Origin of the sequence: Fibrobacter sp. UWT2 (genome assembly GCF_900142545.1) — a bacterium.
GTDB lineage: Bacteria > Fibrobacterota > Fibrobacteria > Fibrobacterales > Fibrobacteraceae > Fibrobacter.
This window is the reverse complement of sequence record NZ_FRBF01000011.1, coordinates 57,737-70,958: the sequence shown is the minus strand read 5'-3', so window position 1 is coordinate 70,958 and position 13,222 is coordinate 57,737. Positions and strand designations below refer to the sequence as shown.

Genomic DNA, 13,222 nt, shown 5'->3' with positions numbered 1-13,222 from the left:
CAGCACCCCCTATTAGAACCAAGCCTTAGCTTCGGCTGAAATGTAGTGGGAATGCCAGTCATTCGTAGAAATCGTTTCGTCGGAATGAGTCATCCATTTGTAACGCACATGCAGGCCGACGCGGTCAGCAAAGTCCCAGTCGAAGCCGACACCAAGTGCGGTTTCCAGGTAGTTGATAGGAGCCTTCTTGTAGTAGAAGTAGTTCACCTGGTTCATGAGGCTCGAGCCCTTAAGAGCGGCCTTGTAACCGACAGAGGTGTAAGCACGGTCGGAACGGAAGGTTTCGAGACCGAGGACACCCACCATGTGGAAGGTCGGGGTCACGGCGACAGAAGGCTCAAACTGACCGTAGAAGCTCCACAGGAGCATGTCCTTCTGAGATTCGCTGTAAGCGATCGGAGCGATCGTCGTAGAAATACCCGAAAGTGCTGCGTAGCCAGTCATCATAATCGTGCGGTCCGTACCGAACCAGCCGCCGATATCGTAGCCACCCATGAAGGACATGTAAGAAGACCACTTGACGTGAGACGGAGCTTCGCCAGTCTGTTCAGCCTTCTTGGCCTGTTCAGCATCGTCGTAAGCAACGAAGGATTCCCAGAGTTCCCAGGTTCCACCGTAAAGGCCACCCTGCTGACGGTACTGCTTGACACCCTTTTCAGAGTTGCTGTAGATACCGGTGCGGGCAATATAGCCAGCGTTATCAGCGTTACCGGAGTCAGCAATAAAGAGCGGCTTGTGCTTGGTCCAGGAATTGGTGGATTCCCACATGTTACGACCGTTCAAGCGGTAGTTGAAGAAGATCACGTCCTGGCCTTCTTCGATCTGGCGATGCAAGCCGTACTGGAAATCGAAGTAGCCACGGTTGAAGGTCGGTTCCAACTTGAAGTTGACACCAGTCATGTTCGGGCTGTAACGCATGGAACCGCCGTTCAAGTAGGCTTCATCCTTACGCCAGCTGTTGAAGCGAGACGGGTTGCTCAAAGAATACGGAGAGTAGAAATCCTTCGGGAGGAAGACTGCTTCCACCGTCATGGGCCAGCCTTCAAGATACTTGGACTGAGCCTTGACATACACACCCACCTGCGGGGTGTTCATCTTGGATTCATAAGAGTCCGGGAGATAACCGGTAATAGAGCTCGTTGCCTTATAGTCGGCGGCATCGGTGGTACGGATGAACTTGACCGAATCAGTCATGCTCATACCCACATCAGCCATCAAGTAGAGCTTCGGGGTCACGTTACCTCTGATGTCAATAGATGCCACATGGTTGTTCAGAATCGGCGGACAAGGCACCTGGATGCTCGGGTCGGCAGGATCAGAGCAAGTGTTGGTGAAGTACTTCATCTGAGTCAAGTATTCGCCTTCGTAAACGATATCGTTATCGAAAATGACGCCCATGTAGTTCACGCCGAGCGTGAGGTTATCGGCAATCTTTTCCTTGGCGAGACGTGCATGATAAATGGAGCCGCGGAAGTCGTAACCACCGGACATTTCAAGTTCACCCGGCTGGCCACCGTACATACGCAGACCGTCGCGGGTACCGATATCGGCATCAGCCGGCTGGGACACGAGGAACTGAGCCTTCATGTCGAACGGGAGCTGGTAGAAGTTGGCAAACACACCACCGAAGCTACGGTTGGTCCAGAATGCACGGCCACCTTCCTTAACCGGCTTGAACACCTTTTCCTTATAGTAGGTAGAAACAGTCTTTTCATCTTCGAACAGTTCGTACTGCCAAGCAAAGCGCGGGTTGGTTTCACGTTCCCACATGGTCAACGGAGAAGCGTTTGCCCAAATCACACCACCTGCAGTCACGTAGGCGCCAAAGACACCCGCGCGAATATCCACACCGAAGTTCATTTCTTCGTTGATGGTTGCAGAGTAGAAGTCCGTAGAGTGGTCGTACATCACGCGCTGGTCCTTGGTCGGCACCTGCGTCGGCTGGCTACCCAAGTAGTTGGAGTACGTACCGGAGAGGGCGAACGGGAAGCTCATGTTCGTCCACAGGGTCATGTAGGAGTTCGGCATGGCCACGATGTTCATGTTGAGCACAGCGTCCACAGACGTACGAGCCAGGTCGTTACGGGCCCAGGGGCTCGGTTCGGAATAGTGGAAGTTCTTCAAGCGGAAGGCCAAGTAACCGGAAACTGCCAGGGGAAGATCGTCCTTGCCCATGAGGGTAGATTCCATGTTGTTGGAAAGCGTATCCAGGCCTTCTTCCACGTTAGCAATCTGAACCTTGGGGTCAAGCTTCGAGGAAGCGTTCACCACCAGCGGCTGGTAAGGAACCGTTTCGGCAGTCTTGGAACGGTCCACGGCGGGAGCGGCCGGTTCTTCTTCGACAGGGGCTTCCGCAACCGTTTCTTCTACAGGAGCGGGTTCTTCATAAGAGCTTTCCTCGGCTGCCGGTTCGGCTTCAGTGGCTTCTGCAACAGATTCTTCAGGTTCAGAAGCTTCTTCGGCAGATTCCTCAGCGGGGGCTTCGGGAGCCTCGGGAGCAGATTCTTCTACGGCCGGAGCAGATTCTTCGAATTCTTCAGAGGACACATCTTCGTCCATCTGAGCAAGGGCCAAAGACGTGCAGCAAAGCAGAGTCGTAAATAGTGTAGGTAATTTGCGCATAAAATCCTCTTAAATCTCGTTGCGGAACGGATAGTTCATCGGACCTTCGTAAGCCTTGCCATGCTTCTTGATCACGATATCGTCAATCCAGACCTTGAAGGACTCGTTTTCATCTTTACGGACTTCAAGACGGAAGCCCTTGAAGTTTGCCCAGCTGAAGGGCAGCATAACTTCGCGGGTGTTCTTGGCATCCCAGTACACACCGGTCGTACCGAACAGCTTGAGGGGAATACTGAAGTGTTTCCATTCGGTGGTGATTTCACCGAGGCTCTTGGAACGGAGCTTCACCTGCAAGGATTCGCCACCGCTCTTCACACCGTCGTCCACCAACACGAACAAGGCGTTTTCGCCACCCTGGGCACCCTTGATCCAGAACTCGAGGACGCCTTCTTCAAAGTACGGAGTCAGGTCGACAGAACCGGCAATACAAATAGCCACACCGGAATAGTCGCTGGCGATAAGTTCAATTTCCATGGAAAGAGCGCCTTCCATGGCATACTTGTCCGTAAGTACCGGTTCGGGGTTTTCACGGGGGTACTGGTAGGTATATCCACCACCACGCGGAATAGCTTCGCGCATCACAACAGACACGACATCTTTGTCGGGCCTAAAAGGCTTCGCTTGCTTAGTGACAAAACGGGACTGGTCGCGGTCGCGGTAATCGCTAAAACCATAACCAGCAAAAGAGAAAGACGCTAAAAGGAGAACGCCCAAGGCGCACGCCCAACTTGCTTTATGCGGTTTTACGTTCATAATATCTAAAAATCTCCAGATACGGACCACTACAATATAACTTGTTTTTTGAGCACTCAGAGGGCATCAAAAACAAAACACGTGGCAATTAGGAACATATCACCCCGAAAACCCTTGATTTTATGCGATTTTGGCGTTTTCAAAGGTAAACATAATTTTTTATTAAAGCTTTCCTTACGCACCAAAAAAGTGTAAATTTGTAATTAACAAACCACTACTCATTCTGTGAGGAGACCATGATCCATTTACGTTCTTTTTTACCTTTGGCAATTGCGCTAGGCTTCATGCTTGGCGCATGTTCTAGCGAAGGCAATCCGCACACTGCAGCAACGGTCACCCCCAAGGAATCCGACACGACAAAAAAAGAAACTCGCGTTATCGTCCCTGTTGACTATAGCCTTGGCCGCGCCATGAACGCCCGTATCGGCAAGGGCATCAACCTTGGCAACTCCTGGGATTCCGATGGCAACAGGCTTGATAGCAGCTGGGGCAACCCCATTCGCGATTACGACTTTCCGTTTATCAAAAAAGCCGGTTTCAATTCCGTGCGTATTCCTGTACGCTGGCAGAGAAATTCCGACTACGACAATCACACTGTAGACCCCAAAAGACTCGCCGGTGTTAAAGAAGATGTCCAGTTGGCCCTCGCCCAAGGACTTGTAGTCATTGTGAATTTCCACCACTATGTACAGCTGAACTGCGCAGGTGGCGGCGGACAGGGTTGCACCTACGATTCCACCGCTTACGAAGCAGAAAAAGCCCACTTCCTCGGCATGTGGGCACAGGTCGCAAGCGAATTTAACGCCCCCGAATTCCCCGATGACATGGTTGTACTCGAAATCTTGAACGAGCCCACCATTCCTAACGCCGAACGCGTAGACAACCTGATGAACGAGGCTTACCAGGTCATTCGTGCGGCAGCCCCGGGTAAAACTATCATGTTCGAATCTTACCATTCAGCCAAATTTGAAGACTTGAACATTTTGCACCTACCCGCCGACGGAAATATCATCTATTCCGGCCACTATTATGAACCTTACGGATTCAGCCACCAGGGACATAGCTACAGCTGCAAGGGCGACGCCGCATACAACAATACGGCATTCACCGACCTCGATTTGTACGCGAAGCAGGCCAAGGCTCTTTACCCCGACGTAGACGGCGTGAACAGCATTCCTTTGAACATGGGTGAATTTGGCATTTCTGGTGGAACGGAATACGCAAACAAGAACACCTGTAAAGACGGAGAATCGCTCCCCTCAGCCAAGATGAAGGCCCAATGGGCATCGCTCTCGATCAAGGCTGCAGAAACCTACGGCATGTCTTGGAACTACTGGGGATTTACGAGCGTCGGCGGTTTCGAAGCCGCACACCACAACGCCATGGATGAAAACATCGAATGGTACGAAGGATTCCCCGCCGCATTCGGACTTTAATTAAACTTTCTATGGGCGCACAAGCGTGCCGCCCCAATGCTCGTCGAAAAAGGCTTGGAACAGAGGTTCCGGGCCTTTTTTCAGTTCTTCGATGACTTCGGCTACAGGGCGACCGCTGCGATAAAGTTCGCGGTAAGCGCGCTGCAAATTTTGGACACGTTCTTCGGGGAATTTTTCGGGATGCAGGCGCAAGGCGTGCAGGTTCAAGGCGCCGTAGCGGATGGGATTCCCCGATGCCTTGGCACACGGGGGAACATCGCGATCCACCTTGTGGGTGCCACCCACAAAAGCGTAGGCGCCGACCTGATTGCGCTGCTGAATGGCGGTAACGCCGCCAATAGTCGCATATTCGCCGATGCGCACATGGCCGCCGAGCTGGCAGCTGTTCGCGATGACGACACCCTCACGGATATCGCAGTCATGGGCGATATGCGAATAGGCCATCACAAGCACCTTGTTTGCCACATGGGTGCAGCAGCCGCCCTGTACCGTGCCACGGTTAAGCGTGCAATATTCGCGAATTATGCAATTTTCGCCAATTTCGAGTCGAGTCGGCTCGCCCGCATACTTCAAATCCTGCGGAGGGCCTCCCAGAATGGCTCCATCGTAAACATGGGTATTTTTCCCGACAGAAACCCCGCCATAGACATGCACGCGGGACTCCAAAAGGACTCCTTCGGCGATTTCGGCACCGGCATCTACCAAACACCACGGGCCAATAACGGCAGAATCGTGAACTTTGGCTTGCGGGTGAACAAATGCGGAAGGATGAATCATGGCACCAAAGATAGTTTTTTCTAAATTTCTAGACATGGGTGGTATTATCATTGCATGCCTTACTGCGCTGTACGTATTGTTGTTCCTATTTTTCATAATAGGAGTTATTCGTACGCATCGATACAGAGGTCCCAAGGCCACCCCGAGCGTCACCGTCGTCGTGCCCATGCGCAACGAAGAAGAATTCGCGCAGCGCACGTTGGAAGCCCTCGCTGAACAAGATTACGTAGGCGAATGGGAAGTGATTTGCGTGGACGACCGCTCGACAGATTCCACCCGCGAAATTCTCGAAAAGTTTGCAGCCACGCATCCGAAATTCAGGGTGCTCAGCCTCTCGCCGGATTTGCCGCAGATTGCAAGCCCCAAGAAGCGCGCCCTGGAAAGCGCCTTTAAGATTGCAAAGTACGAAGTGCTTTTGACCATGGACGCCGACTGCATCCCTCGCAAGAGCTGGATTACCGCCATGGCCGGCCGATTCACCGACGGCATTTGCATTGTACAAGGCCCGAAGCAAAATAACGGTAGCCGCACGATGCCGCACCTGTACCAGAAACTGGAAACACTCGGCTACACCGCTATGGAAGCCGCCGGTTTCAGCTGGGGTCACCCGATCGTGGCAAGCGCCGCCTGCCTCGCCTACAAGAAGGACCTGTTCTTTGCCGTGGGCGGATTCGGCGATCTGGTGAACCTTTCGAGCGGCGATGACGACATGCTCATCCACAAGATGATGAAAATCCCGGGCACTAAAGTCTGCTATAACCTGGACAAGGATGCCGTGATTGAAACCGCCCCGGTGCATACCTGGAAGCAGCTCTTTAACCAGCGCGCCCGCTGGAGCAGCAACGGCACCAACTACGAAAGCAAGGCGTACATCCTGATGCTCACGCTGATTTACACCTACTACATCTGGATGTTCATTAGCCCCTGGTGCGTGCTCTTTTTGGATTGCCCGTGGCAGTGGTGCGTTTTCAGCATTCTGCCCAAGATTCTGGTGGACTTTGTATTCCTGATGATCGCTTCTTGGAAGCTGCATGCAAAGCGCAAGATGCTTGCGTTCTTGCCCACCGAAATCATTCAGGTTCCGATGATTGTCTTTGCTGTGCCCGCTGGCATTACGGGCATGTTCCGGTGGAAATAATTACGACAGGCAGGATTTTGCCCAGGCGACAGCTTCTTCGGCGTTGTTGATTTTGTCGTCAAGCTGCAACTCGAAACTCTTCTTGATGATTTCGCCCATTTGCTTACCCGGCTTGACACCCATATCCATAAGCATTTTGCCCATCAGGTAAGGCCGCGGGGCTGCATCCATCAAATTCAGTTCACTGGCGGCGTTCCATAATTTTTCGGCGAAGTTTTCACCTTCTGCAGAATCGGCAAAGAATTCACCGGGGGTGCATCTTACGAGCAGACACAGAAGCTTCAAGCCGTCGAGCTTTACCGCAAGACGGCGAAGTGACGGAGCATCGTTCACGATGGCCGTATCCAATTCCTGATACGCCTTCAGCAACAGCGGAACTACCTTAAGCAAATGCGTTTCGTTGGTAATACGTTCCAGGAACTTCAGCGCTGTTTCTGCACTGCCGCAAAGGAGCGCGGCAAAAGCGAATTCCATCACGCGCGCTTCCGGAAGACCGGAGCTGTCACGCAGAGGCGCCATATTGTCAAGAATCGTTCCGAGAGTTTCCCAAGAATTCTTGAACGGGTGTATCTCCGGGAAATATTCGTCAAGCTTGATATCCAAAAAAGCCTTAAGGCCAAGCGAAGGTTTCCCCGGTTTCAGGAGCCACTTCTTGAATTCTTCGAACAGGCGTTCCACCGACAAGTCGTCAAGCGAAAGCGTACGGCAGAGTTCCACCGTCGAAGGCGCCAATGTGCAACCAAAACGGCTCGCAAACTGCACCCCGCGCAGAATGCGCAGAGAATCTTCTGCAAAGGCAGGGCCCACATGGCGCAGCGTATGCGTCTTTAAATCGTCAATTCCGCCGTAAGGATCACAGAGCGTAAGCTCCGGCAGTTCCATGCCCATGGCGTTGATCGTAAAGTCACGACGAAGAGCGGCTTCCTTGAAGCTGAGCTTTTCGTCCGTATGCACCACAAAACCGCGGTGGCCATAGCCGACCTTGCTTTCGGTGCGCGGGAACGAGAAATCAAGCGACAGCCCCTTCATGGCCAGGTGAATGACGCCGAAAGCCTTGCCCACCAAATTCGTGCGGCCATACTTCGAAAGAATCGGCACCAAGGCATCCTGAGCCATGTCATAAACTTCGACGTCATAGTCGCGGCAGGACTTGCCTAAAAGAGCGTCGCGAACCCAGCCACCCACCAAAAAGGCGCGGCCACCCGCTTCGCGGATATCGCCCGCAATTTTGAGAAGGCGCCCCGGCAAATCCGGTTCAAACCATTCTCCTGAAAGTGTCTGAATCTTCGCCATTTACAATCGCCGCCTTACTGGAAACTTCCTGCATCCGCAGCAGAAGTATCAGCCGGAGCCTCGGCAGGCGCCGACACTTCTTCTTGCGCAGGTTCAACAGTCTTGTAGCGGTCATAAATACTGGTAGTTTCCACCCCCGAAGAATCCTTCAGGGCCTCGGAAACAGAAACATCCTTGTCGGCAGACTCCCCATCCGAAGACTCCTTTTTTGAGCCCCCGTTGGAAGTCGCGTAACGGTCATAAATGCTCTGGCGAGTTGCCGCGCCCTCGGCCTTTTTCTTGGATTCCTCTTCGCGGCAGACACGCAATTCTTCTTCAGCGTAAGCGCGCTGGTCCGGAGAATAAGTCATGGTGTTCAAGCGATATTCCATTTCGTCGCATACGAAACCCTGACGTTCGCCGGCGCAACCGGCCAGCCAAACAACAACGCCCAAAAACAACCACACCGCAATACGATTCATAAAGCCTCAGCTTTTTAATGAATGATTATGAACTTACCCTTCTTGACCTTGGAGCCGCTTTTCACCACATAGTAGTAGACTCCCGGAGCCACGACACCGGACTTGTCCATGCCATCCCATTCAACCTTTCCACCCAGCACATCCTTGCCGCGGAAGGACTTTATCAAGGCGCCACCACGGTTGTAGATAGCTACCGTCGAGTTGTCGGCAATGCCGTCAATAGTAAACAACGCATGAAGCCCAGGTCTGAAAGGAACAGGGTATGCATAGACATCTATCTTGGCAGAATCGGTCATGTCCTTACGGGCGTCTCGGAGATCGTTACGGACATAAAAGCTCACGCCTTTTTCATGCGCAAACCAAGCGACACCAAGCACCGGATCAATGGCAACATCGGCAACATTGTTGTCGAGCAAACCGTCTTTCGTAGTAAAGTGTTCTACCTGCAGCACATCCGGGTCGCCCTTCTTAGGAGTCAAGCGGAAGACGCCCTGGTTAGACGTTCCTACCCACAGGTTTCCGCGAACGTCCATGTCGATAGAAGTGAATTCTACGCCAAGCATGCCATTTGTTGAAGAAGGAATCAGCAAGGTATCTTCTTCAGCATCAAGGTAGGCGATGTTTGACATCGACACGACCCACAGGCGGTTATTCAGGGAATCGTAAACCATGTCGATGGGCGACGGAGTGATTCCGCGATAAGTCTTGAGAGTCGGATTCACCAGTTCACCGCCATTGGCCTTGGGCGCAGGGAACTTGATCAGATCCAGTCCACCCTCGCTAGCGAGAACGTTTCCGTTTCTGCTCGCTACATAAATCAGCCAATTACCATCGTCATCCAATTTCGAATACATGACACCCGGCACCCACTGTTCACCCACTCGGTTGGCGCAGTGAATTTCGCCGTCTTTGGTAACATAGATGACTCCGTACCCGTTCTTCGATGCAGCGGTCGTCAAGAAGCCGGAATTATCAGGAGCAGGAGTCGATCCGACGGAAACCGCGTAATTTTCCAGATAGTTTTCGAAGCAGTAGCCATCGGTCGCACGGAAATAATATTCGATATCCGGGCCCCAATTGGAAAGTACCAGATAGACAAAGCCCCAAATATGATAGAACACTCGTTCATCGGGCAAGATCGACAAAGTCTTCATTCTAATCTGGTAGGCATTGAACTCGTTACCCAAGGTTCCATAAAGATATTGAGGCTCACCCCAGCCGTTAACGCTACCATGGCTCAACTTGCCATCCACCGTTGCAGCAAGAACACCGCCGACCGGTGTAGCGCGCAATTCGTACACTTCGCCAGGAGTATTCCCATCAACTTCGGTCAAGTCCAGAATTTTCTTGTCTGCCCTTTTGTGGAAGAAAATATATTCGGACCCGATCAAGTAAGTTCCTTCTTTGGATTCGATTTGCCACTTGACCTTACTAGACCCGTCTTCATGGAAAAGAATAGGGTCAGTCAACACTTCCGAATTCACCACAATTTGCGTAAACGGCTTTTCGAAGCCCTCTACTGAAACATCAGACGGCAGGAGAGACCATAAAGTGGGGTCACTCAAGCGTTTGTCGGTGGGCACATTCGCCCAATCCATCTTACGCACATAAACGCCTTCATCGAGTCGAACATAGAGGGAATCCCCATGCGCCACCATTTCGCGAATCGGCGTTATGGAAAGGGGTCTGGTCGCGACTCGTTCAATCGTCAATATGGACAGGTTCTTTGACAAGTCAAAGAACGCGATACGGTCTTCAAAGGCAATCACCAACACGTTGCCAACAGCCACGGAGCCATGAGGTACCGTGCGGGCGCCGTTTTTCACATAAGAACGGCTGAGAACCGTCCAAGGCTTAACGCCCTGTTGGAATTGTGCAATCAAACCGTATTCAGAGATTGCATAAGTTCCAAGTTCCGTAGTGACCACCGCATTAAAGCGGGATGTTTCTAGCCCATTCTCGGAATGGAATATAGCCTCTTCAATCGGAGTGCGGTAACGGATGCCGCCATCGGTAGCGAGAATCACACCATATTCACCAAAAGGGGCCGCATCACGAATAGGGAACGGATCCGAGAACGCCCCCCATTTATCGGTAGCGCCTGCACAAACTGCCAACAGCAGCAAACAAAAAACAAGAAATTTGAACTTCACCCCCTAAAATTACGAAAATTCACTTGCCCGCGTTAGCAAATCGTCCAATTTCAAGCAAGAACTTTCATTATTTTTAAATTTTGATATATAAATGTCCTTCTTTTTACGCATCTTTCTCAAGGCGACCTTTTTTCTGCTTAGAAAAGTCCCTCGGTTGACGCCGCAATAAAGACAGGCATCCGCAACACGGATTTCCCCGACACAATGGATTTCCACAGCCATCCGTTCGGCAGCCGTAAGGTCTTCCATCAGGTAATCCAACTCACGGCGGACAAAGAGCCACTTGCGCCGTTCACGCAATTCTTGCATAACGTCCTTGTTAGCGGTGATATCGTAAGGCACGTAAATATCCGACAGCTGCGAAAAGGGGATAACGGGCAACATCCTCCGATTCATATCGAAAAACGTGTTATGAACTACCGTCCGTAACCAAGGATATATCGGCTTTTTCAGGTCCAGTGTGCCTGCAGACCGGCATAATCGGAGCGCAACCTCTTGAAAAAGGTCTTTTGCGCTATCGTCGTCGCTACTCTGTGCCTGACATAGTTTGTAAATTTGTGAAGCGTTCTTGCGCCACACTTTTTCAACCCATTCGGGAGGTTCTTCTGTTAAAATTCTTGACTTTGACATATTGCAAACAGGAATTTTGACAGCGAACTTTCAGTTGTGATAAAATTTATGAAAATAAAAACGAAAAAACGAATTTTTGAGAATTTTGCAAATAGTTGTTTGCAACTATCAACAGCTTTTTTTAGTTTGGCCTTATTTTTGGTAGTTTATCCACAATCTGTAAACGCGCAAGAGTTCAACATGAATTCCATGCCGCCTCCCGAAATGCAGATGCAGTACAGCGCAGGCGCACTGAAAGACGGCGGAAAACTGACCGTATGGGTAACCGTTCCTGAAAAATGGCACGTGAACGCCAACGAAGTCACCGATGAATTCCTGAAGCCTTCTTCAATCGAGGTGAAAGCCGAAGGAATTGAATTCGGCGATGTCGTATGGCCCGCACCGATCAAGGAATACAACGAAGCGTTGGAACTTGAAATTCTCACCTTCCGCGGAGAATTCAAGATTGAAATTCCGGTGAAAAGCGTTGGTGAAAAATACGACAGCCTTGGAACGGAAGCAACCTTCCATTACCAAGCCTGCGACAATTCCATTTGCCTTGCGCCTGCGAGCAAGACGATCTCGCTCAGCGGAAATGCGGCTAGCGCAAAATCCAGCAATGTAAATAGCAGCGCAAAAAAAAACGACTTCGAAAATGAAGTAACCGCCAACACAAGCAACAATGAAAACTTGGAAACGAGCGATGCAGGCGCCACCGCTTCGGCAGGAATCATCGCGCTATTGTTTTTCGCATTTCTCGGCGGAATTATTCTGAACTTGATGCCGTGCGTGCTGCCGGTGCTTTCGCTCAAGCTTTTTAGCTTAATTAAGCAGGCCGGTGAAAGTCGCGGACGGCTCCTCGCGTTGGGAGGAGCCACAACGGCGGGCATTCTGGCAAGTTTCTGGGCGCTGGCCGCCGTTGTCGCCGCCGTCAAGGCCGGCGGCGGGTCCGCGGGCTGGGGCATGCAATTCCAGAGTGCAGGATTCATCGCCTTTATGGTCGTGATTCTGACTGCATTCGCCATGAGCTTTTTCGGCGTATTCGAAGTGTGGCTCCCGTGGGGCGCCACCACCAAGATGGATGAAGCCGGCCATAAGGCGGGCTTCGCAGGCGCCTTCTTTACTGGAGCGCTTCTTGTTCTTTTAAGCACGCCGTGCTCGGCCCCCTTCCTCGGCACCGCCATGGGATTCGCCTTTGCGCAGACGACGCCAGTACTCTTCTTGTTCTTTACGGCGGCAGGGCTCGGCCTTGCCCTCCCCTACATGCTCGTAAGCGCCTTCCCGAAAGTCCTGAAGGTATTCCCGAAACCGGGTCCGTGGATGGTGAAGCTCCAGAAGGTGATGGGCGTATTGCTCCTCGCGACCGTCGCATGGCTCTTGTGGATTGTGAATGAACAAGCCGGCACCGCTGGCGTCGGGATGTTCTCTATCATCGTGGTAGCAAGCGTTGCCTGTAGCGTACTGCTCGGCAAATTCGCGCCGCCGGGAGTTGCCTTCGGGCGCGAAGTCGCAGGATTCGGATTAAGCATAGTCTTTCTCGTATCAATCTGGTTCGCTGCAATCGTTCCTGAATACGAACGTGCTGCCAGCGAAAAGTTCAACGCCCGCATGCAAGAGCAGATGACAGCCGACGGCTGGTACCGTTACAGCCCCGCCTTAATCGAAGAATTCGCAAAAGCAAACCGCACCGTATTCATCGATGCTACTGCCGACTGGTGTCTCACTTGCAAAACGAACGAAGCCGCAGTCCTCAACCGCGACGAATTCCGCCGCGCCATGGACAGTTTGAATGTGGCGCTGGTAAAGGCCGACTGGACACGCGAAACACCCGAAGTGAATGCACTCTTAAAGAGCATGCACAAGTCGGGCGTGCCCGCCTATGCGATTTACCCGGCAGGGGATGCATCTAAACAAATCGTGCTGCCGGAATTACTCACGACAGCAGCGATTGTAGAGAATATTGTAGGAAGTAGGAAGTAG

At 51.9% G+C, this 13,222-nt stretch carries 10 protein-coding genes; 3 read left to right on the top strand and 7 right to left on the bottom strand.

Annotated elements, in window-relative coordinates; genetic code table 11:
• Nucleotides 1-12: 12 nt before the first annotated feature.
• Together BUA40_RS09135 and BUA40_RS09130 are read right to left on the bottom strand one after the other, a co-directional pair.
• Nucleotides 13-2,622: a hypothetical protein gene (locus BUA40_RS09135; protein ID WP_178299592.1), complete on the bottom strand. Its 2,610-nt coding sequence runs from the start codon at nt 2,620-2,622 to the stop codon at nt 13-15.
• A gap of 9 nt (nt 2,623-2,631) precedes the next feature.
• The gene (locus tag BUA40_RS09130; protein ID WP_255369267.1) at nt 2,632-3,375 is read right to left on the bottom strand and encodes a CIA30 family protein; all 744 of its coding nucleotides are present in this window, start codon (nt 3,373-3,375) and stop codon (nt 2,632-2,634) included.
• 263 nt (nt 3,376-3,638) lie between these two features.
• On the opposite strand from BUA40_RS09130, the gene BUA40_RS09125 reads away from it, so the two are divergent.
• Nucleotides 3,639-4,811 (top strand): glycoside hydrolase family 5 protein, encoded by a 1,173-nt coding sequence (locus tag BUA40_RS09125; protein ID WP_255369266.1) that lies wholly within the window; start codon nt 3,639-3,641, stop codon nt 4,809-4,811.
• 9 nt (nt 4,812-4,820) lie between these two features.
• Here BUA40_RS09125 and lpxA read toward each other — a convergent pair whose 3' ends face one another.
• Nucleotides 4,821-5,588, bottom strand: coding sequence for an acyl-ACP--UDP-N-acetylglucosamine O-acyltransferase (gene lpxA, locus BUA40_RS09120; protein WP_072800369.1), 768 nt, complete (start codon nt 5,586-5,588; stop codon nt 4,821-4,823).
• A 34-nt stretch (nt 5,589-5,622) separates the two neighbouring features.
• Between lpxA and BUA40_RS09115 the strand changes: the two genes are divergently transcribed.
• Entirely contained in the window at nt 5,623-6,726 is a 1,104-nt protein-coding gene (locus BUA40_RS09115) for a glycosyltransferase (protein WP_072800335.1), read from the top strand.
• Here BUA40_RS09115 and BUA40_RS09110 read toward each other — a convergent pair whose 3' ends face one another.
• Genes BUA40_RS09110 through BUA40_RS09095 form a run of 4 tightly spaced genes read right to left on the bottom strand, consistent with a single transcriptional unit; the run spans nt 6,727 to nt 11,263 of the window.
• Nucleotides 6,727-8,019, bottom strand: a complete 1,293-nt coding sequence (locus BUA40_RS09110) for a CCA tRNA nucleotidyltransferase (RefSeq protein WP_072800334.1) — start codon at nt 8,017-8,019, stop codon at nt 6,727-6,729.
• A gap of 14 nt (nt 8,020-8,033) precedes the next feature.
• The gene (locus tag BUA40_RS09105) at nt 8,034-8,480 is read right to left on the bottom strand and encodes a hypothetical protein (RefSeq protein WP_072800333.1); all 447 of its coding nucleotides are present in this window, start codon (nt 8,478-8,480) and stop codon (nt 8,034-8,036) included.
• 14 nt (nt 8,481-8,494) lie between these two features.
• A complete protein-coding gene (locus BUA40_RS09100; RefSeq protein ID WP_178299591.1) occupies nt 8,495-10,606 on the bottom strand; it encodes a T9SS type B sorting domain-containing protein in 2,112 nt (703 codons plus the stop codon).
• Between the two features lie 36 nt (nt 10,607-10,642).
• Complete coding sequence (locus tag BUA40_RS09095; protein ID WP_072800331.1) at nt 10,643-11,263, bottom strand: RNA polymerase sigma factor; 621 nt, start codon at nt 11,261-11,263, stop codon at nt 10,643-10,645.
• A 180-nt stretch (nt 11,264-11,443) separates the two neighbouring features.
• Between BUA40_RS09095 and BUA40_RS09090 the strand changes: the two genes are divergently transcribed.
• Nucleotides 11,444-13,222, top strand: coding sequence for a protein-disulfide reductase DsbD family protein (locus BUA40_RS09090; RefSeq protein ID WP_072800330.1), 1,779 nt, complete (start codon nt 11,444-11,446; stop codon nt 13,220-13,222).